Origin of the sequence: Saccharomonospora cyanea NA-134, from assembly GCF_000244975.1 — a bacterium.
GTDB classification, from domain to species: Bacteria; Actinomycetota; Actinomycetes; order Mycobacteriales; family Pseudonocardiaceae; genus Saccharomonospora; species Saccharomonospora cyanea.
Genome location: NZ_CM001440.1, coordinates 3,982,176 through 4,001,548 on the forward strand (window position 1 = coordinate 3,982,176; position 19,373 = coordinate 4,001,548).

26 protein-coding genes are annotated in these 19,373 nt (G+C 68.4%); 11 read left to right on the forward strand and 15 right to left on the reverse strand.

Annotation, left to right across the window (positions count from 1 at the left end; all coding sequences use genetic code 11):
- Window positions 1–146: 146 nt before the first annotated feature.
- The gene (gene mce / locus SACCYDRAFT_RS18435; RefSeq protein ID WP_005458501.1) at window positions 147–599 is read left to right on the forward strand and encodes a methylmalonyl-CoA epimerase; all 453 of its coding nucleotides are present in this window, start codon (window positions 147–149) and stop codon (window positions 597–599) included.
- A gap of 76 nt (window positions 600–675) precedes the next feature.
- Here the strand turns inward: mce and SACCYDRAFT_RS18440 are convergent, their stop codons facing one another.
- Entirely contained in the window at window positions 676–1,275 is a 600-nt protein-coding gene (locus SACCYDRAFT_RS18440; RefSeq protein ID WP_043536642.1) for a TetR/AcrR family transcriptional regulator, read from the reverse strand.
- 271 nt (window positions 1,276–1,546) lie between these two features.
- Between SACCYDRAFT_RS18440 and SACCYDRAFT_RS18445 the strand changes: the two genes are divergently transcribed.
- Together SACCYDRAFT_RS18445 and SACCYDRAFT_RS18450 are read left to right on the forward strand one after the other, a co-directional pair.
- A complete protein-coding gene (locus SACCYDRAFT_RS18445) occupies window positions 1,547–2,683 on the forward strand; it encodes a DivIVA domain-containing protein (protein ID WP_005458503.1) in 1,137 nt (378 codons plus the stop codon).
- Window positions 2,684–2,758: 75 nt separating this feature from the next.
- Complete coding sequence (locus SACCYDRAFT_RS18450; protein WP_005458504.1) at window positions 2,759–3,208, forward strand: universal stress protein; 450 nt, start codon at window positions 2,759–2,761, stop codon at window positions 3,206–3,208.
- A gap of 343 nt (window positions 3,209–3,551) precedes the next feature.
- Here the strand turns inward: SACCYDRAFT_RS18450 and SACCYDRAFT_RS18455 are convergent, their stop codons facing one another.
- Window positions 3,552–5,288: a DEAD/DEAH box helicase gene (locus tag SACCYDRAFT_RS18455; RefSeq protein ID WP_005458505.1), complete on the reverse strand. Its 1,737-nt coding sequence runs from the start codon at window positions 5,286–5,288 to the stop codon at window positions 3,552–3,554.
- A gap of 292 nt (window positions 5,289–5,580) precedes the next feature.
- Here SACCYDRAFT_RS18455 and SACCYDRAFT_RS18460 point away from each other — a divergent pair, with 292 nt between their 5' ends.
- Together SACCYDRAFT_RS18460 and SACCYDRAFT_RS18465 are read left to right on the forward strand one after the other, a co-directional pair.
- Entirely contained in the window at window positions 5,581–5,838 is a 258-nt protein-coding gene (locus SACCYDRAFT_RS18460; RefSeq protein WP_005458507.1) for a hypothetical protein, read from the forward strand.
- A gap of 5 nt (window positions 5,839–5,843) precedes the next feature.
- Window positions 5,844–6,398: a hypothetical protein gene (locus SACCYDRAFT_RS18465; protein ID WP_157606526.1), complete on the forward strand. Its 555-nt coding sequence runs from the start codon at window positions 5,844–5,846 to the stop codon at window positions 6,396–6,398.
- A gap of 30 nt (window positions 6,399–6,428) precedes the next feature.
- Here the strand turns inward: SACCYDRAFT_RS18465 and SACCYDRAFT_RS18470 are convergent, their stop codons facing one another.
- Complete coding sequence (locus SACCYDRAFT_RS18470; protein ID WP_043536643.1) at window positions 6,429–6,677, reverse strand: winged helix-turn-helix domain-containing protein; 249 nt, start codon at window positions 6,675–6,677, stop codon at window positions 6,429–6,431.
- Between the two features lie 113 nt (window positions 6,678–6,790).
- Here SACCYDRAFT_RS18470 and SACCYDRAFT_RS26440 point away from each other — a divergent pair, with 113 nt between their 5' ends.
- Window positions 6,791–6,976, forward strand: coding sequence for a hypothetical protein (locus SACCYDRAFT_RS26440; protein WP_157606527.1), 186 nt, complete (start codon window positions 6,791–6,793; stop codon window positions 6,974–6,976).
- A complete protein-coding gene (locus SACCYDRAFT_RS18475) occupies window positions 6,973–7,206 on the forward strand; it encodes a hypothetical protein (RefSeq protein WP_005458510.1) in 234 nt (77 codons plus the stop codon). The genes SACCYDRAFT_RS26440 and SACCYDRAFT_RS18475 overlap by 4 nt, the downstream gene beginning before the upstream one ends.
- Here SACCYDRAFT_RS18475 and SACCYDRAFT_RS18480 read toward each other — a convergent pair.
- Window positions 7,185–7,946, reverse strand: a complete 762-nt coding sequence (locus SACCYDRAFT_RS18480; RefSeq protein WP_005458511.1) for a GntR family transcriptional regulator — start codon at window positions 7,944–7,946, stop codon at window positions 7,185–7,187. The two genes, SACCYDRAFT_RS18475 and SACCYDRAFT_RS18480, sit on opposite strands and share 22 nt — an antisense overlap.
- An 88-nt stretch (window positions 7,947–8,034) precedes the next feature.
- Between SACCYDRAFT_RS18480 and SACCYDRAFT_RS18485 the strand changes: the two genes are divergently transcribed.
- The 4 genes from SACCYDRAFT_RS18485 (at window position 8,035) to SACCYDRAFT_RS18500 (ending at window position 10,245) form a co-directional block, all read left to right on the forward strand.
- A complete protein-coding gene (locus SACCYDRAFT_RS18485; protein ID WP_408640294.1) occupies window positions 8,035–8,304 on the forward strand; it encodes a zinc finger protein in 270 nt (89 codons plus the stop codon).
- On the forward strand, window positions 8,301–8,528 hold the full coding sequence (locus SACCYDRAFT_RS18490) for a hypothetical protein (RefSeq protein ID WP_005458513.1): 228 nt from the start codon (window positions 8,301–8,303) through the stop codon (window positions 8,526–8,528). The genes SACCYDRAFT_RS18485 and SACCYDRAFT_RS18490 overlap by 4 nt, the downstream gene beginning before the upstream one ends.
- A gap of 97 nt (window positions 8,529–8,625) precedes the next feature.
- A complete protein-coding gene (locus SACCYDRAFT_RS18495; RefSeq protein ID WP_005458514.1) occupies window positions 8,626–9,705 on the forward strand; it encodes a radical SAM protein in 1,080 nt (359 codons plus the stop codon).
- 9 nt (window positions 9,706–9,714) lie between these two features.
- The gene (locus tag SACCYDRAFT_RS18500; RefSeq protein ID WP_005458515.1) at window positions 9,715–10,245 is read left to right on the forward strand and encodes a class IV adenylate cyclase; all 531 of its coding nucleotides are present in this window, start codon (window positions 9,715–9,717) and stop codon (window positions 10,243–10,245) included.
- A gap of 177 nt (window positions 10,246–10,422) precedes the next feature.
- Here SACCYDRAFT_RS18500 and SACCYDRAFT_RS26445 read toward each other — a convergent pair whose 3' ends face one another.
- The 11 genes from SACCYDRAFT_RS26445 to SACCYDRAFT_RS18550 form a co-directional block, all read right to left on the reverse strand.
- On the reverse strand, window positions 10,423–10,779 hold the full coding sequence (locus tag SACCYDRAFT_RS26445; RefSeq protein WP_005458516.1) for a hypothetical protein: 357 nt from the start codon (window positions 10,777–10,779) through the stop codon (window positions 10,423–10,425).
- A gap of 204 nt (window positions 10,780–10,983) precedes the next feature.
- Window positions 10,984–11,817, reverse strand: coding sequence for a RhuM family protein (gene rhuM / locus SACCYDRAFT_RS25530; protein ID WP_005458517.1), 834 nt, complete (start codon window positions 11,815–11,817; stop codon window positions 10,984–10,986).
- Between the two features lie 309 nt (window positions 11,818–12,126).
- Window positions 12,127–12,375: a hypothetical protein gene (locus SACCYDRAFT_RS18510; protein ID WP_005458518.1), complete on the reverse strand. Its 249-nt coding sequence runs from the start codon at window positions 12,373–12,375 to the stop codon at window positions 12,127–12,129.
- A 17-nt stretch (window positions 12,376–12,392) separates the two neighbouring features.
- Window positions 12,393–13,205, reverse strand: coding sequence for a hypothetical protein (locus SACCYDRAFT_RS25535; protein WP_005458519.1), 813 nt, complete (start codon window positions 13,203–13,205; stop codon window positions 12,393–12,395).
- On the reverse strand, window positions 13,206–13,565 hold the full coding sequence (locus SACCYDRAFT_RS18520; protein WP_157606528.1) for a hypothetical protein: 360 nt from the start codon (window positions 13,563–13,565) through the stop codon (window positions 13,206–13,208).
- A 5-nt stretch (window positions 13,566–13,570) separates the two neighbouring features.
- Window positions 13,571–14,113, reverse strand: coding sequence for a hypothetical protein (locus tag SACCYDRAFT_RS18525; RefSeq protein WP_005458522.1), 543 nt, complete (start codon window positions 14,111–14,113; stop codon window positions 13,571–13,573).
- A gap of 11 nt (window positions 14,114–14,124) precedes the next feature.
- Window positions 14,125–14,814: a hypothetical protein gene (locus tag SACCYDRAFT_RS18530; protein ID WP_005458523.1), complete on the reverse strand. Its 690-nt coding sequence runs from the start codon at window positions 14,812–14,814 to the stop codon at window positions 14,125–14,127.
- A 10-nt stretch (window positions 14,815–14,824) separates the two neighbouring features.
- Window positions 14,825–15,928, reverse strand: a complete 1,104-nt coding sequence (locus SACCYDRAFT_RS18535; protein WP_005458524.1) for a DUF5047 domain-containing protein — start codon at window positions 15,926–15,928, stop codon at window positions 14,825–14,827.
- A gap of 13 nt (window positions 15,929–15,941) precedes the next feature.
- Window positions 15,942–17,339: a hypothetical protein gene (locus tag SACCYDRAFT_RS18540; RefSeq protein WP_005458525.1), complete on the reverse strand. Its 1,398-nt coding sequence runs from the start codon at window positions 17,337–17,339 to the stop codon at window positions 15,942–15,944.
- A complete protein-coding gene (locus SACCYDRAFT_RS18545; RefSeq protein WP_005458526.1) occupies window positions 17,336–18,859 on the reverse strand; it encodes a phage tail protein in 1,524 nt (507 codons plus the stop codon). Before SACCYDRAFT_RS18545 ends, SACCYDRAFT_RS18540 begins: the two co-directional genes overlap by 4 nt.
- On the reverse strand, window positions 18,859–19,368 hold the full coding sequence (locus tag SACCYDRAFT_RS18550; protein ID WP_005458527.1) for a hypothetical protein: 510 nt from the start codon (window positions 19,366–19,368) through the stop codon (window positions 18,859–18,861). The genes SACCYDRAFT_RS18545 and SACCYDRAFT_RS18550 overlap by 1 nt, the downstream gene beginning before the upstream one ends.
- Window positions 19,369–19,373: the final 5 nt, after the last annotated feature.

Genomic DNA, 19,373 nt, shown 5'->3' on the forward strand with positions numbered 1-19,373 from the left:
AGTCATCGACGTCGACGCTGCCGGACGCTGGCGCAGCGCATCAGCGATGAACCGACGATACCGCCTCCGGGACCACCCACGGTCGATCGCGACCGACATCACTGCCGTACTGCCACACCGTCTCGGTGCGGTCTATCCTCCGGGCCATGAACCAGGCACTGGAGCCGCTCTCGTCGTTCGTCACCGCCGTCGACCACGTCGGCATCGCCGTGCCGGACCTCGACGCCGCCATCGCGTTCCACACGGAGCACTTCGGGCTCGAGGTCACCCACGTCGAGGTGAACGAGGACCAAGGGGTCCGCGAGGCGATGCTGCGTGCCCCGGGCGACGCCTCCGGAGCGGCCGTGCAACTGCTGGCGCCCGCCGACGACGAGTCGACCATCGCCAAGTTCCTCGACCGCAACGGCCCCGGACTCCAGCAGCTCGCCTATCGCGTCAGCGACGTCGAGGCCGCCGCCGAGGCACTGCGGTCGGCGGGGCTGCGCGTGCTGTACCCGCGGGCCCGCCGCGGCACCGCCGGGAGCAAGGTCAACTTCGTGCACCCGAAGGACGCGGGCGGAGTGCTGGTGGAACTCGTCGAGCCCGCCGAAGCGCACTGACGGCGCACTGACGGCGCACTGACAAGGCAGCGGAGGCCCGCGTCGGGCGCCAGGTGACCGGCGGCACCACCGCGCTCTACCGGCCCGTAGGCTCGGCCGCGCCGGCCTTCGCCTCGAGCGCCGAGGCGATGAGGGACAGCTCCCGCCGCATCTCCTCCGGCTCCTCCGTGTGCCGTGCCACCGAGTGCCGGTAGCTGACCGCGCGAGCGACCAGCGCCGACGCGCTGTCGACGTCGGCGGGACTTCGCGCGGGCACACCCGCCGCGAGGATGACCGCACGAACCTGGGCGATCAGCGTCTCGTAACGCTGACGCAGAGCCTCACGTACCACGCTGTGGGTGTCGGCCTCACGCCACAGCAGGTGTGACAGCACGCGGGACGCCGACAACCTGCCGTCCAACTCGGTGACGAGTCGGTGCAGGCTCTCGGCGACGTCGCCCCGCACCACCACCCGTTGGAGATCGACCCGTTCGTCGGGCAACCGCTCGACCAATGCGGTCAGCAGATCGGGCTTGCGGCGGAAGTGGTAGTGCACCAGACCTTTCGGCACCCCGGCGACCTCGGCGATCCGCGACGTGGGAGTGGCCTGGAACCCGAACTCCGCGAACAGCCGCTCGGCCGCGCGGAGGATCCGCTCCCTGGCCGGCACGTCGGCACCCTGCGGTCGTCGAGGCATCCGCACATCACCGCCCTCTCGTCGCGTGTTCGCGTCCGTCCATGATGCGCGAGCACGCGACCGGGGGAAGGGGGCCGGAACGCGGGCGCTCCCAATGTCCGGACCGCCCCGCGGCGCTCGCGTCGAACCGCAACGTCCCAGCTCGCGTGGTCGGATCCAACGCCGCGCAGCAGCCCGTTAGGACAGCCGGATCGTCGGCACCGCTGCCCCCTCTCGCTCCATCGGACTCTCCGACACGTGCACGCCGAGCCCGCCCGCTAGGGTGGAGACCATGAGCCTTGGCGAGGAACGGGAGCTCGTGCCGCTGGGAGCCGGTTTCGACTTCGAGAAGCGCGGCTACAACCGCGCGCAGGTCGACGAGCACTTGGAACGGCTCGACGCCGACATCAAGATGCTCATGTCCGATCGCGACGCGGCCATCTCGCAGGCGGACGACCTGGCCAGACAGCTCGAGTCCGCGCGCATCGAGATCGACGACCTGCGCGGACAGGTCGAACGGCTCGCCCAGCCCCCCACGACCATCGAGGGACTGTCCGAACGGCTTCAACGGATGCTGCGGCTCGCCCAGGAGGAGGCGAGCGACACCAAGGCCCGGGCCGAGGCCGAGGCGAGCCACATCAGGGCCAAGGCCGAGTCCGACGCGAGCGCCATGCGCGCCCGCTACGAGCAACTGCTCACCGAGCTGGCCGAGCGGCGCAAGCAGATGGAGGCCGAGCACGCCAAGGTACTCGAAGACGCCCGCGCCGAGGCCGCCCGCATCACCTCCGAGGCCGAGCAGGAGCGCGAGCGGCTCGACCGCGAGGCGCAGCAGCGCCGCACGCAGGTCGAGGAGGACTTCGAGATCGCGATGTCCCAGCGGCGCACCGAGTCGATGCGCGTGCTGGCCGAGCAGGAAGCCGCCAGCAAGGCCGAGGCGGAACGTCGGGTGCGGGAGGCAGGCGAGGAGGCCACCACCATCCGGGCCCAGGTCGCCGACGAGCGGGCGAAGGCCGAAGCGGAGATCGAACGCAGGCGTCGCGAGTCCGTGGAGGACGCCAACCGCCGTAAGCAGGACTCGATCAGCGAAGCCAACGCGCGCGTGGCCGAAGCCACCGACGAAGCCAAGCGCCGCGTCCGCGAAGCCACCGAAGAGTCCAACCGTCGCGTGGCCGAGGCCACGGCCAGGGTCGAGGAGCTGCGCACGCTACGCGCCCGGATCGCCGAGCAGGTCAAGGCCGCCAGGGCGATGCTCGCCGAGGCGGAGTCGGCCCTCGGCTCCGCCGAGGCCAAGGACGGCAACGGGCAGCCGGACAACGGCAAGCAGCCCGGTGACGGTGAGTCGGTGGACGCGGCAGCACACAACAGCGACGGCGCGTCGGCTCCGACAGTGCGGGTACGGGCGGTCACAACGAAACCGACTCGCGAGTAGGTAACTGCTGCGCGGCCACCGCCGACCCGCTACTGTCACCCTCCAGACCCGGTACGACACCCACTGGAGGACCGGATGGCCGCCTACACCACCGTCGTCGTCGGCACCGACGGCTCGGACTCGTCACTGGCCGCCGTCGAGCGCGCGGCGAAGGTCGCAGCCGACTCCGCCGCCACCCTCGTCATCGCGTGTGCGTACTACCCCGCGGGCAAGGAACGGATCGACAAAGCCCAGGACGTGCTCGGTGACGAGGCGTACCAGGTGGTCGGTTCCACTCCTGCGGAGGAGACGTTACGCACCGCGTTGGAGCGGGCGACGAAGGCCGGAGCCACGTCGGTGAAGACCACCGCAGTGGTCGGCGAGCCGGTGAGCTCACTGCGCAAGGTCGTGAGGGACCACGGCGCGGACCTGCTCGTGGTCGGCAACCGGGGACTCAACACGCTCGCGGGCCGGATCCTCGGTTCGGTGCCGTCCGAGGTGGCCCGTAAGTCCGGGGTGGACGTGCTCATCGTCCACACCACCTGAGGGCGGCCGGGCGGATCCGGCCGAGGTCGAACGCGGTGCCACCCGGCAGGACTCCACGGAGGTCGACGTGTCACCGACCAGCTCGCGGAGCGCAGGGCGGACACTCGGCCCCACCTCGGTCGGAGGCGGCGAGGTGATTTCTCACCCCTGTTTCCCTGCGGGGGCGCTGCCCATCGCGCTGGCTTGGGAGATGAGTCTCGCCAACCGGCTCACCTCGGTGGTCGGCCCTCGGACCGTTCTGGTCAACGCCTCGTCGGCTGCCACGGCGGACCACCGCGCACGGTGCCCTCGTACCGGGCTTCCACCGGGTACGCCCGATGTGCTCCGCCATCCCGCCGAGCCGTCACCGGGTCGCACGACGTTCGCGGCGCACGGTGACCTTGCGACCCTTGATGCTGCTGTCCCGCAGCGCCGTGATGACGTCGTCCGCAGCGGCGTCCGGTACGTCCACGAGCGAGAACCTGTCGGTGATCTCGATGGCGCCGACGTCCTTGCCCCGCAGCTGCGACTCGCCCGCGATGGCGCCGACGAGGTCCTGCGGTCGGACACCGGCCCTCCGGCCGAGACTCACGAACAACCGCGTCATCCCGCCGCCCGCGCGCTTCCCGCGCCGCGTGTCCCTGGGACCGCGGTCCCGGGGCCCGCGGCGGGCCCTTCCCTCGTCCCGCGTCCGCAGTTCCACGTCCGGGATCTCGTTCTCGTCGATGTTGCCGGCGTCGGCGTGAGCGAGTTTGACGGCCGCGAGTGCGATCTCGACGACGTCGAACTCCTCGGCCAGCGGTTCCACCACCACGCGGTACTGGTCGAGGTCGTCGGCGCCCACCAACGCGTCGCGCAGCGCGGTGCGGGTGAGTTCGAGCCGACGCGCGCGCAGGTCGGCCACGGTGGGCAGTTTGCGCACCGGAATGGTTTGGCCTGTCACCCGCTCGATCGTCTTGATCATGCGGTGTTCGCGGGGCTCGGCGAGCGTGATCGCGCTGCCCTCGCGCCCGGCGCGGCCGACCCGGCCGGTGCGGTGCACGTAGACCTCGGGCGCGCTCGGCACGTCGTAGTTCACGACGTGGGTGAGCTGGTCGATGTCGAGTCCGCGCGCGGCGACGTCGGTGGCGACCACGAGATCGGCGGTGCCCGCGCGCAGACGTCCGACCACGCGGTTGCGCTGGTTCTGGTCCATGCCGCCGTGCAGTGCCTCCGCGCGGTATCCGCGGCCGTTCATGGTCTCGGTGAGGCGGTCGACCTCTTCCCGGGTCCGGCAGAAGACGACCGCGGCTTCGGGAGCCTCGATGTCGAGAACCCGGCCGAGCGCGGCCGGCTTGTGCCCCCGGGGCACGATGTAGGCCGTCTGCGTGATCGAGGCGGCGTCACCACTCATCGACTCGGCGCGCGACAGCTCGATCCTGCGCGGTTCGCGCAGGTAACGACGCACCATGCCGGCGATGCGCGGTGGCATGGTCGCGGAGAACAGCATCGTCTGTCGATCGGCGGGAGTCCGGTCGAGGATCGCGTCGATGTCCTCGGCGAAACCCATGTCGAGCATCTCGTCGGCCTCGTCCAGGACCACCATGCGCAGTTTCGACAGGTCCAAGGAGCCGCGTGACAGGTGGTCGAGCGCCCTGCCGGGTGTGGCCACGACCACGTCGACGCCGGTCTCCAGGTTGCGGAGCTGCCTGCCCATCGGTTGCCCGCCGTACACGGGGACGACCCGGATACCGAGGTGGTGGCCGTAGCGGTACATCGCCTCGCACACCTGCGCGGCGAGCTCCCGGGTAGGCACCAACACAAGGGCACTGGGCTCGGTACCCCGTTCGAGGTCGGCGATCCGGTGTAGTACCGGCAGCGAGAACGCGGCCGTCTTACCGGTGCCGGTGGCGGCCTGGCCGACGACGTCGGCGCCGTCCAGCAACGTTGGGATCGCGGCCCGCTGGATGGGGGTCGGCTCCTCGTAGCCGAGGTCCGACAGCGCCTTCAACAACTCCGGCCGCAGGCCCAGGGCACCGAAGTCGGCCACCGGGTCGATGTCTGTGGCCGGGTCGGAGGCGGCCTCGAGGACGTTGTGCGATTCCGCCGTGATGGCGACCATGGAAAGCTCCTGCTTCTGGGGGTTGATCTTCTCGGTGACGCCACAGCCGTGGCACCACCCAGGCAGGGGCGGCGACCCACGGTACTCTTCGAACAGGTGATCGATCACCTCGGCGAGGCGCGGACCGCGCCATCACCACACAGTGACGACGTTCGCGGGACACTGTGCATTCCCGCGTATGCTCACCGCCCGGCAGGGAGCACCGCGTACTGGCGGACAAGAATCGACTACCTGCATAGACCCTTACTTGATGGACCGGATGTGGACCCGAGGTACCTGAACGGAGGTACCCGTGCCCAACAACCGTACCAATCCCGACCTCTCGGAACGTCCCGCCAACCCTGGCGAGCGGTGCACCTGCGGCCGCCCGGCAACTGTCGTCTACCTCACGCCCTGCGGCGAGGGGGTCGGCTACTGCGGTCTGTCGAACGTGCCCCGACTGTCGACCTGCCCGTTCTGCGGCGGCGGCCCGCACGAGGCGAAGTGCCCTGACTACCGCCTCATGCTCGATGCCGATGCGTACGGCGACCAGGCCGAGCAGGCGATGTGATCGCGGTGAGAAGATCACTCGCGCTCGCCGTGGTGTTCGCCCTGGTTCTCGTCGTCGCCGCGGCGGCACCCCCTGGTCCGGCGTCCTCCACGACCACTCCCATCCCAGGCCGCGCCGAGGAGCATTGCGACTGGGACCAGACGTACCACGCCACCCTCGCCATGCTCGGCGAAGACTGGCGCGACTGGGTGGTGTGGGGCGGCAGCAACATGGACGGCTACTCCGGCCGCGTGGACCCCGCCACCGGCGTCCCCATGATCCACCCCGACATCCCCTGCTCGTACGTCGAGACCGTCGTCGTGCACGAATGGCTCCATCTGCGTCAGCTCGACCGCTACGGGTCGTGGGAAGCCACGCAACAAGCTTCGGGCACTCGGCTGGATGCCGAGATGGTCGCCGAGTGCGGCACCGAGCTGATCGTCGCCGACCCGGTGATCTCACGCCGCAGCTACGTCGAAGAGTCAGAGCGCACCCGCGGCTACGGGTGCACGTCCTGGCACGTACTCGAAGCGGCGAGCCTGATCGCCGAGAACGAGCGCTACACGGCGGCTGGTTCGTAGGGTCTCGAACGCTGACGGCGACAGGTGCTATCAGCGTTTCGCCACGAACGTTCCGGTGATTGGTTTCGTGACGACGAGCCCGCGCTCCCGCAAGATCTCCACAGCTCGCCGCCCAGTTCCGAGTGAGACGCCGTACACGTCGCCGAATTCGCGTTCTGCGGGCAGGCGGTCGCCCGGCCGTAGCTCCCCTGCGGCGATCTGCTCGGCAATGTAGTCGGCGAGCTGCTCATACAAGTAGCGCGGGTCTGCCGGATCGGGCGTGAACGGCGGCGTAGGCACGCGTCGAACGTAGACAGGCAAGACGCGGCGGAAACCGAACGGACGCGTCCGTTCGAGTGATGACGCATCACGACGCATTCCTACGCGTTCCCATGCGTCCTACCCTGAGCAGCGTGAACGCGCCCACAACTGCCCTTGGAACGATGGTCGACGCTGACGGCGTACGGCACGCGGTCGTCGCCTACAACCACGAGACCGGCGATGCAGTCGTCGAGCACACTGTGTGCGGCCGGTCGTTTCCTGCCACCGACGAGCCACACGACGGCCCGGTCGTCGACTGCCTGGGGTGCGGCCGATGATCGAACGCGACCGCGCCCTCCTCGCCCGCGCCGCGAACGTCAACCGGTCGTTCGGCGAGATCGTCGTCGAACTGATGATCCGCCAGGACGGCGGGCAGCTACCGGCCGGGCCGCTGCGCGAGGTCGGCGAGCTGCTCGCCGGGCTGGGCCGTGAATTCATCGACCGAGCCGCCGAGATCGACGCCCACCCGGTGATCGACGCTGAGAGCTACTCGGCAGCCCACTCGTAGGACAGTTCGTACCGGTCGGCCGGGAGAACCATGTCGTTCATCTCCAGCGGCGTGCCGTCCTCCCGGTAGGCCACCCGCGTCACGGTGATGACCGGGATGCCTTGACCGAGCTGAAGTGCTGATGCCTCCTCGGGTGTGGGCATGCGGGAACCGACGTGCTCGGCGTAGTGGCCGATGGTGTGTCCGGCTTCCTCCAGTCGCGCGTACGCTCCGCCAGGGCCGGTGTCGACCTCTTCGATCGCGGTGCCGCGCGTGAACGTGCGCGGCAGGCGGGAAACGGCGAGTTGCACCACGAGCCCGTCGGCCCGCATCACGCGATCCCGCACGGTCACCTCATCTCCCGGCTGGATTCCGAGATGACCGGCGGCACGCTCGTCGGCCGGCTCGAACCGCACGCGCACCGAACTGCTGGGCGTGAAGCCCTGCGCGGCCGCGTCGGCGAGGAAGGCGCCCTTGTTCTCCGCGCGCGCCGCCCGCGACAACCGGGATCGCGACAGACGCTGGATGGATGCGGGTGGACGCACGAACACTCCGCGCCCGTGCTCGGTGACAACAACTCCTTCAGCGCGAAGGATGCCGAGTGCTTCACGGATGGTGAGCCGCGAAACGCCGTAAGTCTCGATCATGGCTCGTTCGCTGGGCAGTTTGTCCCCGGGCGCGTACTCGCCTGTGGTGATGCGCTCCCTCAGGTCTGCTGCGACCTGTCGGTGCACGGGGACACCGCTTGTCTTGTCCACCATTCGATCGATTCTCCCCGGGGCTAGTTGTCATGACCAGATTACGTCTTGACCTCTGCTTCCCGGTCTGCCACCGTTCAAACTGGTACAGATGACATTACCAGTTGGGGGCATGGTGCAGCGCTACCTCTGGCAACAGGCAGACGGCAAACGGCACGCCTACGACACCGACCACCACCAACCAGCCGCACAGCGGGCACTGCCGGTCCTGTGCGGCGCGACCGTCACCCCGACGACCGACGACATCGTCGGGGTCTGGCTCGACCCCACCTGCTGGCACTGCGACCACGAGGTCCGCGTGCGGCTGGGATTCCCGGCGGACGAGATCCCCGATGCCGCCGACCTGGAAACCGCACGATGATCACCGATGTGCCCGTCGACGACTGGCTCACCCTCGACGGCGACCCCACCACACCGATGCGGGCGCTCGACGACACCACCGCCGTGCTGCCACGCATCGACGACTGGCCGCGCATCGACCCCGACCCGCCGTTGATCGACGGCGACTGGCGCCTCATCGCCTGGTCTGACCCGGCTACACCACTTCTGCACGCCGTCCTCGAAGGACTCCGGCAGCTCACGTAGACCACCGGCCTGCGCATGCGAGCACCCCGTGCCCTCAGGGCCACACCACCACCTCGGGAGACGCGATAGCTCCTTCCCACGACCAACGGAGGTCGTCATGGGCACTGTGCCCACCTACATCACGCGGGACACCACGCTGAGAGTGAAGATCCTCGACGCGTGCGGGATGACCTGCACGTTCTGCCACAACGAGGGCACACCCGTCGCGGCAGACAACCGCTCCCTTCCACTCACCGCGGCCGGGTCCAGCGGCCGGGTGTCGATCTACACGCCCACCAACGGCGCTCAGTTCGTGCCGGCCACGATGATGCCGGGCCCCGAGTACGTGCAGGCGATCAGCACGCTGCGGGACGCGCTCGACCTCACCGAACTGCACCTCACCGGCGGCGAGCCGACGCTGCACCCGCGGCTGGCGGAGCTGGTGCGCCTCTCCCGCGAAGCGGGGTACAGCGTGCGCATGACCTCCAACGGCGAGAACGGGGCGAGGGTGATCCCCGCGGCTGCCGATGCTGGTCTGGAGAAGGTGAACTTCTCCATCTTCGGCACCACGCCCGCCGAACTGGCGCAGGTGCAGCACTCCCGCTTCGCCGACGAGGCCCGTGCCGCCGCGAAGATCGCCGCGCTGAAGGACAGCATCCGCGCCTGCCTCACCCACGGCGTGCGGGCGGACGCCAACATCGTCGTGGTCGACCACACCCACATCGCGCGGGTGCACCGTCTGCTCGACGAGTACAGCCCGCAGCTGTCGGTGCGGCTGCTCAACTCCCTCGACGACGGCCAGGAGAGCCTCGATGCCATCGACGAGGTACTGCGGCAGCGCGGCGCCGTGATCGAGGCTCACCACATCACCGCGGGAGTGTCCGGGTTCCGCACCTCCTACCTGCTGCCCGAGGGACGACGAATCTACGTCAAGCGCATCCGGCCCACCCGCTTGCCGCGCACCTGCACGACCTGCCGGTTCAACAACGACCGCGACTGCCAGGAGGGGTTCTACGGGGTGCGGTTGTACCGCTCCCGCACCAAGAAGTGGTTGGCCGGGCTGTGCATCCAGAGGATGGACCTGTGCCAGGGCGTCGGTGAGTTCGCCTCCGGTGACGCCGCCCGTGAGGTCCGCGAACTCCGGGACAGCGAACACGATGCCCTTGTGGCGGACGCGCACACGCAGACGAAGGGATAGGGTCAGCTCATGCCGATCGAGTACGAGGCGAAGGCGCTGGACATCGACCGCGAGAGGATCGCGGATCGGCTGCGCCAGGCGCCAGTGGTCCAGCCGCGGACCCTGCAGCGGCGCTACGTGTACGACATCGCGCCCGGCGACGCATCGACGTGGATGCGGCTCCGACAAACCCACACCGGCACCACGCTGTCGATCAAACGCATCGAACACGACGGCATCGACGGCACCCACGAGTGGGAGGTCGAGGTCTCCAACTTCGACACCACCCACCAAATGCTGCAGATGCTCGGCTACACGCCGAAGGCTTACCAGGAGAACTACCGCACCAGCTGGGAACACTCCGGTGTGCGGTTCGAGCTCGACGAGTGGCCAAAGATCCCGCCGTACCTGGAGATCGAAGGGGAGACCGCCGACGCCGTGCGCCGCGCCGCCGAGTGGCTTGGCCTCGACCCCGACACACTCACGGGGATGAACACCACCAAGGTCTACCAGCACTACGGCCTGGACATCGCGGCCTACCCGCGGCTTCAGTTCGGGTAGCCACAGCAGCGAAAGGGCCCCGCACCCGTGGCATGAACCAGGGTGCGGGGCCCTTCCAGTATCGTCGAATCGCGGCGTAGACCGTGCCGACGGCCACCGCGCTCCCGCTGGCTCCTCGCCCCGACCGGACCCCACAGCATGAGCTGCCTTGCCTCTGTGCCGGATCGGGGTGAGCCGTTATTCGCCGAACCAACCTCCGGGTGGCATGAAGCGGCCGTCGGCGTCGATTCGCAAGCCTGCCTCGATGTGGCCGCTACGGGGACGCCCCGAACGGGTCGTCGTAGAGACCCCACACGCTTCGGCGAACTCGTAGGGATCGAAGTTGGGATCCTGATAGCCAAGAACTTGACCAACCACCCACATCACATTCGTACGGACATTGTCCGTTTCCCTAGGATTCAACTGGGGGGTCTCGCCAATGTTCGTGTCATATTCGCGCCGGTGACCTGCTCGATCAAGCCGCCAGGGCGCGTCAGACCAGTCGTGGTTGCGGATCTCGTCAGCGAATTGCTGGGCCAGACGGCTGAGCGCCATAGTCTTTCTCCTCCGACAGGAGCTTCGCTAGCCGTCCCCCGACGGGACGGACCTCATAGCGTGGCTATCAGCCTAGCATCGTCAGCCCGGTTAAGGCTGGTCACAGTAATGTAGGACGATCGCAGCCGAGACGCCCCGCACGACGCAAGAGCCCCCGCACTCGACCCGGCGATCCGGGGAGTTCGGGGGCTCTGCTGTCGAGCTTTAGGCGAGGACGGCGGGCTGCGGCAGGACTTCCTCAATCAGCTCAAGCCACTGCTGCATCGACGGCTGCGTGTCGTTCTCGAACCGCACATTCACGTGCGCCAACAGCAGCGTGACCCGGCTGGTCATCTTGTTCAGCTCGTCCGCGGTCAGATAGTTCTTGGCGATGCCGCGGTCGGTCTTGGTCGGGCCATTCTTGCCAGACCAGTTCTGTAGTGGCCTTCCGCTCCTGATCAACTGTGCCGCGTCCATGCCGATCGTCGACCGGTACAAGAGGTTCTGCGCCCGAGCGAACGCCATCCGGGTGGCCTTGTCGCTCGGCGAGTAATCGGTAGCCGATTCAGCGATCAGGTCACGCAGGCCGCGATACTCGGCCTTCTCACGCAACCGCTCATAGGCGGTCTTCCGCAGATCAGGTGGCGCGACCTCTTCGACCTCGAGCAGGTAGGCCCGCACCTGCTTGGCGACCTCGCTGTCGCGGAGCAGCATGCCGACGTTCAGCACAGCCCGGCGAGTGAACAGCGCGAGCGATCGAGTGTTCGGACCAAGTTCGCGAGATTGGTTTCCCATCTCGCGAGCCAGTTCACGCAGCTCAGCACCGCGCACGACCCGGTACCCGTTGCTTTCAAGTTCGGCACGGTGTTCCTTCACCGCTGACTTGATCGTCGCTTCGGGCACGCCGTAGAACGAAGCCACGGCTTTGGTGGTGGCGTGCACGTCGTCCGGCAACACGGTGAGCGACCCGACCTTGTCGAGGACGTTGACGCGGGCGAGACGAAGATTACGCACGTCGCGGGAGTCTAGGAGATCAGCCTCGGTGATACGATCGGCCATGTCGGTGGTTCCTTCCAGCTAGACATCGACCACGCCCCCGGCCGCCACTACGGCGCGGGGGCTTACTGTGTGTGACTATACCTCTCCGACTTCACGCGAACGGGAACCGAAACCCCACAGATCCGGTAATGGCCCCCCTGTTCGCGGTTACGGATCGTTAAACGGTCAATGCGTGATCGGCCCGGCCTTTCTTTCCCTGCCGCTCCCCGCACCAACCGGACCCCGGACACGACACGAGCCCCCGCACCCGGCAGCGATCCGGGTACGGGGGCTCGTGTCGGGCCACCCCTGGGGGTAGGCGGCCCGGGTCTACTCCACGTCCACGTCGATCACCTCGCGCGGGGTGTGCCGCGCCAGCCAGCCCCCGGCGAACGTGACACCGCCGGTAACGAGCGCGGTGACCGCGGACTCGATCGTGCCGGCCAGCACGCTCGGCACCTCGCCGCCCAGCAGGTGCCCCAGCAGGGACAGCACCAGCCCAGCCACGGCCGCCGCGAGCGACGCCGTCTTGACCTTCGCCTCGACGATCGTTTCGCGCTTCACAGCGTGCTTAGACATCGTGTTGCCTCCTCGGCTCACAGGAACGTGATCTTCGCGGTCTGGGTCTCGTACTCCCGCTTCTCCGGCCGGAAGTGCCAGATGAGGTCGAACCCGGTCGCCTTGGCCGGGAACTCCACGTAGTCCGGACGCATGCGGTGGATCGTGTTCTTGTAGTCCTTGGCGACGTGGTCGTACTTCGGCAGCCCGGAACTCTTCACGCGCTCGCTCGGGTAGCCGCGGCCGTGCCACAGGATCGTCACGTCCATCTCGCCCGTGGGGCAGCCGATCGCCATCCGTTCCACGCCGTCGGGAATCGTGAAGTACTCGATGTGGTAGCCCGATGCGAGCTTGTGCATGTTCTCCTCCAGTCGGTTCGGGGTGCGCTCAGGCGCAGACGGGGCAGCCCCGCCGCCGGGGCGTGCGGTCCGCTGGCCGACGAGCGAAGGCAGGTTCCACGGGCTGTCGTCGTCGCACAACGGCGACGCCACCACCGACAGGTGAAAGTGCCGGGTGTGCTCGTTGGCCCCGTAGTACTCGCGCCATGTCCACGGCGACGGGCCACCGGCGCCGGACATGATGAGGTCGTTCGCGATCACGTACTTGATCCGCGGATCACGGGACGCTGCGAGTTCGTCGGTCAACCGGTCGATGTCCACCCCGTTCGCCGGGTCGTGGGTGATGTCGAGCGCGGTCACGATGCCGGGCCCGTACCAGGGGTTGTGGTCGCTGGTGCGGTTGCGGTGGTCGGCGTCGCCGATCGTGCCGTCGGACGCCTTGTTGCGGTTCGGGTAGCGGTCGTTGATCTGCTCGCGCAGCGTGAGCAGTGACCGCGCGACACGCCAGCTCATTCAGGCTCCCATCGTCAGGTTGAGCACCCCGAACACCACGGCCACGAGCGCGCCGAGCAGCGCCGTAGCGATCGCGACCTTCGTGCCAGTGGAGGTGCGCCGGTCCTCGCGCGCCTCCAGGCGGTCCCGCTCCCGCAACCGCTGCAACTCCGCGATGTCCTTCTCGGTCTCGGCGACCCGATGCTCCAGGGCTGTGGTGCGGGGGCCCTGCTCCTGGGCGTAGGTCTGGAACTCGGCGACGACGCGATCCAAGCGCGCGATCACGTCGTCGAATCGGCGGTCCACGCCTGACTTCCAATCGGCGAACGCTTCTTGCAGAAACCGCAACGTGATGGCGGTTTCGGTACCTGAGTCCGGCATCATGATCACCCCGGCGCCGGCAGGACCAGGCCGAGGATGTTGCCGTTCCACCATGTCGGCTCGCCGCCGAGCCCGGCGTCGTCCCAGAAGCACTGGGCGCGCACCATGATCGTGCTCGACGGGGTGCCGGTGGCGAAGTGCAACGCGGACAGCCCGTCGCGCCTGCTGCCGTTGGATTCGCCGTTCTGGCCTCGCGAGTCGACGCCGTCGGACCACGTGATGCCGCCGTCGAGGGAGATCTGAAGTCGCATCCGGATCTGCGCGGGCCCGAGGTTGTTGGTGGAGTAGCCGGTGCCCCACGCGAGCACCATGCACGACGTGCCGGGGTTGCTCAGCAGCAGCGACGGCCCCCAGTTGGTCCAGGTGCTCACGTTCGGTGGGGCGGTGATGTTGGTCAGGGTCTGTCGCCCGGCGACCGGGACCAACGCCTGCTGTGTTTCGTACAGGGCGGTATCGGTGGCCCGGGCGAGCGCCTGCACCTGTCCGGGCCCGTCCGGCGGGTCACCCAACCCCGGATACGGGAGGTTGAAGTTCGGTGTCACAGGCATGGTTTCCCCTCCTACAGTGGCATGACGACGAGTCGGCGGGCCTCGAACTGCGCGGGCTGGCTGGATGAGAACCCGTCGGCTGTGGCCCGCTGGTAGCGCATCGAGAACGTGTTGAACCCCGTGTTGAGACCCAGTTGTTCGTCGACGAGGTACACGCTTGAGGTGTAGTTGACGATGTGGACGTTCTGATTCCCGCTGATGTCGAACGCGCCCGTGCCGGTCGCGGCGTCGAGTGCGTCCGGGCTGATGCTCGATGCGCCCGTGACCTCGAACGAGGCGAGGGAATACTGGTTCCGCGAGATCACCCCGACCGACAGGAACACCAGCGCGGCCCTGGAGTCTCCGATGTAGACGTTGCTGATGGTGGGGCCGCCGAGGTCAACCCAGCTGCTGCTCATGGTTTCGACGATGAGAGGTTCGCTTGCGCGTCGGACGGAGAGCGCTGCCCCGGCGCCGGGCGCGGCGATCCGGCCGAGGATGAAGTACTTCGTGCGCACCCTCAGCACGCCGACGGTCATGCCGGCGCGCAACCCGATGGTGGTCGACGGCGACAACACGGACAGGTTGGCCATGTCGGTGCCGCCGACGCTGACGGTGTTGACGCCGGTCAGTTCGTCCCACGACGTGATCACACCGGTGTGGAAACCGATGTTGTCGCCGCCGCCTTGCGCGATCCCTCCGAGCAGCAACCCCAAATCCATGCCGCCCCTCCTACTCGAAGTCGATTCGTCGTGTGGTGGCGGTGACCGGCGACGACGCGACGAGCGGCAGCGTCAGCGTGTCGATCACGTGAGTGCGGACCGTGCCGTCGGCCTCGTAGACAACCTCGACCGGGTCGCCGACCTCCAACGCCGGGTTCGGCACCATCCCGAAGTTCACGACGTAGGGCAGGCCGGTGACATCGGCGAGCATCTTGCGCGCGGCCGCGACGCACTGGTCCTCGGTCTTCAGGAAGCTCGACGTGAAGAACCGCGGTACCCGGCCGAACTTGCCGCGCCAGTACGTCGGCGAGCTCGGCACGGCGTCGTAGGCGATGCCGCGCACTGGTGGCGCCTCGCCGACCGGCTCACCCTCGGCGACGACGACGTTGTACACGCCGTCGCGGGTGAGCGTGCGGGATGCGCTGGTGAGTACACCGCGGGGGCCGCGGTTGACGCTGAACACCGGATCTCCCGGGTCGAGTGGGTCGGCCATCACGAGGTAGCCGCGGTAGTCGTAGTACAGGTCTTTCGCGTACGCGGTGGCGAGCTCGCGGAGGAACTTCCATCGGTCGCGTTCGACGATGTGGTCGGTGCCGAGGGTTTCGTCGTCGGCCTGCCAGTCGAAGTAGATGTAGGGGTCGGCGAAGGTCTCGCCAACGAGGTAGTCGACGACACCAGCCACCGACGCCGACGCGCTGAACTGATACGGGCTCAGTAGCCGGTCGTCGACGAGCTTCGATGCGCGGTCACGTCCGGTGATCCGGATGGTGCCCTTCGGCGCGTCCTGCTGCTCGCTGGTGTAAATCCGGTAGTAGCCCTGTGACACCCATTCGCGCGTGCCGTCGCCGTAGTCGATGCCGCGTTCGACGAACACCTCGTCGCCGTACGGGGTGAGCGCGTCGTCGGGCGAGGTCGGCCACCGGCCGTGGGTGGTGAGGTCCAGTGTGGCGCGCACCTCGCCGTTGAGGTCGAAGCGCACCGTGCCGTCGACGATCGGGATTTCGACGCCGTCAGGGTCGACGCCGACCGGCTCACCAGACACGATGCGGGCACGCGCGGTCATCTGGTGCGAGCCGCGCACCGTGGCGAGGAACCGCTCACTCACTGGACGCATGACGCACCCCCGATCATCCGGTGATCACGTCGGACTCGGCGACGATGGTGAGCACGTCCGACCATGTCGGTTCGGCCGCGATCAGGTCGGCCCACGTCGCGAACTGGTTGACGATGTCGGCCCACGTCACGGTGCCGACGAACACGGACAGGTCGGGTGCGGCGACCTCGGTGACGGGTATCTCGACGTAGCGCACCGTCGAGTCGGGTCGCTGCGACGGTCGGTACTGGCGCACCACACCGGTGACGCCGTACATCGTCGGTACCGGGCACTCCGGGCCGTCGCCCTGGAACAGCAGCACATCACCGGTGGCGAGCGTGCGGTCGAGCGTGTCGGCCTCGCCGACCGTAGCGCACCGCACCGTCAACGACGTGCGCCGCGACCCCTGCACCTCGGTCACCGCGATCGGGTCGCCACGGCCGGCCACGTCGAACACCCCGGCCCGCGACGGTCGGCTGATGTCGCCGACGCCGATCACCGTCGTCTTGCGGTTGAGGTTCGGTCGACGCACGTTCTTGATCCAGTACCCCGATGCGGTCGGCGTGACCGTCACGGTCTCTTCCGACTGCGTTGGCCTCGACCCGGTGGACCAGATCACCGCGCACGACGGCGCCGCGATCCCGCCTGTGACGGCGATCGGGCCGCCGTAGGCGACCTCGCGCACGTTCAGCTCGGCCGGGATGCTCGACACGGTGATGCTCTGTCCCGTGGTCGACGCGAGCGCCCGCAGCTCGAACTCATACGGCGGCACGGCCACGTCGGCGTTCGAGGCTTTCCACGACACGAGGAACACCGCTTGCCCGTCCGCTGGGATCGTCAGCGGCGGCGTGGTGATGTCCTGCGCGGCTGTCTGGTTGACGATCCCGTTCATCGGTGTGTTGCCCTGCGCACCGTTGTGCCATGCCGAGATCACCGCCGACATGGAGTCACCCGCGACACCGCCCGTCCACGTCACCGTCGGCGCCGCGGCGGCCGGGTCGTGGTAGCGCTGGAACACCCACAGCGGTTGCATGTCGGCGATGAGCGTCCAGCCGGGCGGGGTGTCCGGCACGGCGCCGCGCGTGGTGCCCACGGCCAGCACGAGCAGATCACCGGCGGCGAGACCGTCGGGCAGGCCCGGCGTGATGGCCGCATTGTCGGCGTGCGCCGCGGTGCCCGTGCCGACGTAGGAGATCGGCGCGGAGTCCACGAACCGCACCCGGTAGCGATTCGCCACACCTGGCATGTACTCGTAGTCGTCGGCGTGGCCGGCACCACCCACGACGGGCACGGTCTCGGCGCCGCGCACCTGGTGCCAGCGCACGCCGTCGATGCTGCGTTCCACCGTGGCGTAGTCCACGGTCGCGGCGATGCCGGTGAAGGCGATGCGCACGCGGCCGAGGTCGTCGAGGTAGGTCGCGGTGACGGTCACGCGAACGCACCTCCCGTGCGGGAAACGAGGGTGCGCTGTGCCTGCCGCGTGTTCTCCTGAATACGGGTGTCGACGATGTCGGTGATCTCGCGGTCACCGAGGAACACCTGCACCAGCGTGTCACCGCCACCGGCGAGCTTGTGATTCGGCACCACCGTGCCCGTGCGGCCCGGCACGAACAACTCCGGGCCCTCTTCACCGACGATGTACGGGTGCCCGGCCTGGGCCGTGCCGCCCTTGGCGAGGTAGCCGATCGTGGGCACGTGCGGAATGTCGTCGAACGGGTTGACCCAGTTCAGCCCGTCGATGATGTTGTTGATTCCCCCGATCAGGCCGTTGAGGATGCTGATCGCGGCGTTGATCGCCGTTTTCACACCGGAGGTGAGCCCGTCCCACATGCCACCGAGCACATCGCCGATCACCCCGGCCGCGGCGCTGATCTTGTCGGTGATCCAGTCCCACCGGTCGCCGATCCACTTCGCGACGTTCTTCACTCCGGCGATCACGTCGCCGAACGTGCCGATGATGCCGGTCAGCGCGGGGACCGCGACCGACAGCACCGCGGTGGCGATCTTGATGAACTGCTCGATGAACGGGGTCATGAGCTCGATGAGGTCGGCGATCACCGGCGCGAGCGCTTCGACGAGCTGCGCGATCAGCTCGGCGATCGGCGGCAGCAGCGGCGCGACCGCCTCCAGCAGTTGACCGAACGCCTCGATGATCGGTGTCAGCGACTCCAGGATCGTCACGAACACCGGGGTGAGTTCCTCCAACACCGGGAGGAACGCCTCGATGAACACCGTCACCAACTGCGTGATGAGCGGCAGCAGCGCCTCCAGCACCGGCCCGGCGAACTCGGCGAACCCGGCCAACAACTGCCCGAACAGCGGCAGGAGCTGCGCGACGGCGTCGAAGATCGTCGTGAACACCTGCCCCAATGCCGGAGCCGATCCGGCGATGGTGGTGAAGAACTGCGACAGCGCCGGACCCAACGCGGCCATGCCCTCGGAGATCGCGTCGATCACCGGGCCCGCCGCCTCGAACGCGGCCACGAACCCCGGCATCGCGCCCTTCACGAACTCCTGCACGCCGTCGGCAAGCGACTCGATCAACGGCCCCAGCGACGCGAACACGCGTTCGATGTCGGGCATGAGGGAGTCGAACGTGCCGCGCAGGTCGTCGGCGATGCCGGTCAGTACCGGCACCAGCGGCTCAGCCGCAGCCTGGAGCTCACTCTTCACGTGGTCGGCGAGCCCACTGAACGCCGACTGCACTTGCTCATTCGCGGCGGCCGCAGCGATGCCGACACCAGCGAACGCGACCGCCACACCGCCGATCGCCGCCCCAGCCGCCACAGCACCCGCCGACGCCACCGCGGTGAGCTTGCCGAACGAGGCGGCCACGCCACCCACCGAGCGGGACATCTTCGCCACGTGCGACTCGGCCTGCTTCGCCGCCCGCGCCAGGCCCTCGACGGTGCCGGTGAACCGGATCCGGATTGTGCGTTCGCCTGCGGCCATCACGCACCCCCTGCGAACGCGCGCAGGATCTCATCGGCGGCGGCGTTCCACTCCCGGTTGATCATCGGCTGCTGCGCCTCGGCGGTCGGGAAGAACCATGCCCCCTGCCGACCGGTGTGCGGGTGGTACTGGTAGCCGATGGAGCGCTGATACCGCGCTGCCGCGTACCAGCCGGTGCGCTGGTTCATGCCGAACTCGCTGCCGAACAGCAGACTGTAGGCGGGGGCCTGGTGGCGGCCGAGTTTCTTCGTACCCCCAGCCTGCACCACCGGAACCCGGTCCCGGCGTGCCTTCACCGTGCGGGCGACGAGCGCGGCCTGCTTCCCTTCGGCCAACCCCGCGGCCTTGATCCGGGTGGCGACCAGCTCCGCCAGCGCCTTGGACCGCTCCCGCAGTTGGTTGTTCGCCTCCTTCGGCAGCTTCCGGAACGCCGCCAACGTCGGCTTGACGTTGTCGATCGCCAGGTTGAGTGTCAGCGCCGTCTTCTTCGGCGGTGTCGGCTGCGTCATGCTGG

Excerpts from the sequence above, each read along its gene's own strand:
- SACCYDRAFT_RS18500 (WP_005458515.1), top strand. The coding sequence starts at position 9,715 with ATGCCGATCGAGTACGAGGCGAAGGCGCTGGACATCGACCGCGAGAGG.
- SACCYDRAFT_RS18450 (WP_005458504.1), top strand. The coding sequence starts at position 2,759 with ATGGCCGCCTACACCACCGTCGTCGTCGGCACCGACGGCTCGGACTCG.
- SACCYDRAFT_RS18445 (WP_005458503.1), top strand. The coding sequence starts at position 1,547 with ATGAGCCTTGGCGAGGAACGGGAGCTCGTGCCGCTGGGAGCCGGTTTC.
- rhuM (WP_005458517.1), bottom strand. The coding sequence starts at position 11,817 with ATGGCCGATCGTATCACCGAGGCTGATCTCCTAGACTCCCGCGACGTG.
- SACCYDRAFT_RS18485 (WP_408640294.1), top strand. The coding sequence starts at position 8,035 with ATGACATTACCAGTTGGGGGCATGGTGCAGCGCTACCTCTGGCAACAG.
- SACCYDRAFT_RS18545 (WP_005458526.1), bottom strand. The coding sequence starts at position 18,859 with ATGGCCGCAGGCGAACGCACAATCCGGATCCGGTTCACCGGCACCGTC.
- SACCYDRAFT_RS18550 (WP_005458527.1), bottom strand. The coding sequence starts at position 19,368 with ATGACGCAGCCGACACCGCCGAAGAAGACGGCGCTGACACTCAACCTG.
- SACCYDRAFT_RS26445 (WP_005458516.1), bottom strand. The coding sequence starts at position 10,779 with ATGGCGCTCAGCCGTCTGGCCCAGCAATTCGCTGACGAGATCCGCAAC.
- SACCYDRAFT_RS18535 (WP_005458524.1), bottom strand. The coding sequence starts at position 15,928 with ATGCGTCCAGTGAGTGAGCGGTTCCTCGCCACGGTGCGCGGCTCGCAC.
- SACCYDRAFT_RS18480 (WP_005458511.1), bottom strand. The coding sequence starts at position 7,946 with ATGGTGGACAAGACAAGCGGTGTCCCCGTGCACCGACAGGTCGCAGCA.
- SACCYDRAFT_RS18440 (WP_043536642.1), bottom strand. The coding sequence starts at position 1,275 with ATGCCTCGACGACCGCAGGGTGCCGACGTGCCGGCCAGGGAGCGGATC.
- mce (WP_005458501.1), top strand. The coding sequence starts at position 147 with ATGAACCAGGCACTGGAGCCGCTCTCGTCGTTCGTCACCGCCGTCGAC.
- SACCYDRAFT_RS18455 (WP_005458505.1), bottom strand. The coding sequence starts at position 5,288 with ATGGTCGCCATCACGGCGGAATCGCACAACGTCCTCGAGGCCGCCTCC.
- SACCYDRAFT_RS18520 (WP_157606528.1), bottom strand. The coding sequence starts at position 13,565 with ATGCCGGACTCAGGTACCGAAACCGCCATCACGTTGCGGTTTCTGCAA.
- SACCYDRAFT_RS18495 (WP_005458514.1), top strand. The coding sequence starts at position 8,626 with ATGGGCACTGTGCCCACCTACATCACGCGGGACACCACGCTGAGAGTG.
- SACCYDRAFT_RS18525 (WP_005458522.1), bottom strand. The coding sequence starts at position 14,113 with ATGCCTGTGACACCGAACTTCAACCTCCCGTATCCGGGGTTGGGTGAC.
- SACCYDRAFT_RS18530 (WP_005458523.1), bottom strand. The coding sequence starts at position 14,814 with ATGGATTTGGGGTTGCTGCTCGGAGGGATCGCGCAAGGCGGCGGCGAC.
- SACCYDRAFT_RS18510 (WP_005458518.1), bottom strand. The coding sequence starts at position 12,375 with ATGTCTAAGCACGCTGTGAAGCGCGAAACGATCGTCGAGGCGAAGGTC.
- SACCYDRAFT_RS18475 (WP_005458510.1), top strand. The coding sequence starts at position 6,973 with ATGATCGAACGCGACCGCGCCCTCCTCGCCCGCGCCGCGAACGTCAAC.
- SACCYDRAFT_RS25535 (WP_005458519.1), bottom strand. The coding sequence starts at position 13,205 with ATGAGCTGGCGTGTCGCGCGGTCACTGCTCACGCTGCGCGAGCAGATC.
- SACCYDRAFT_RS18490 (WP_005458513.1), top strand. The coding sequence starts at position 8,301 with ATGATCACCGATGTGCCCGTCGACGACTGGCTCACCCTCGACGGCGAC.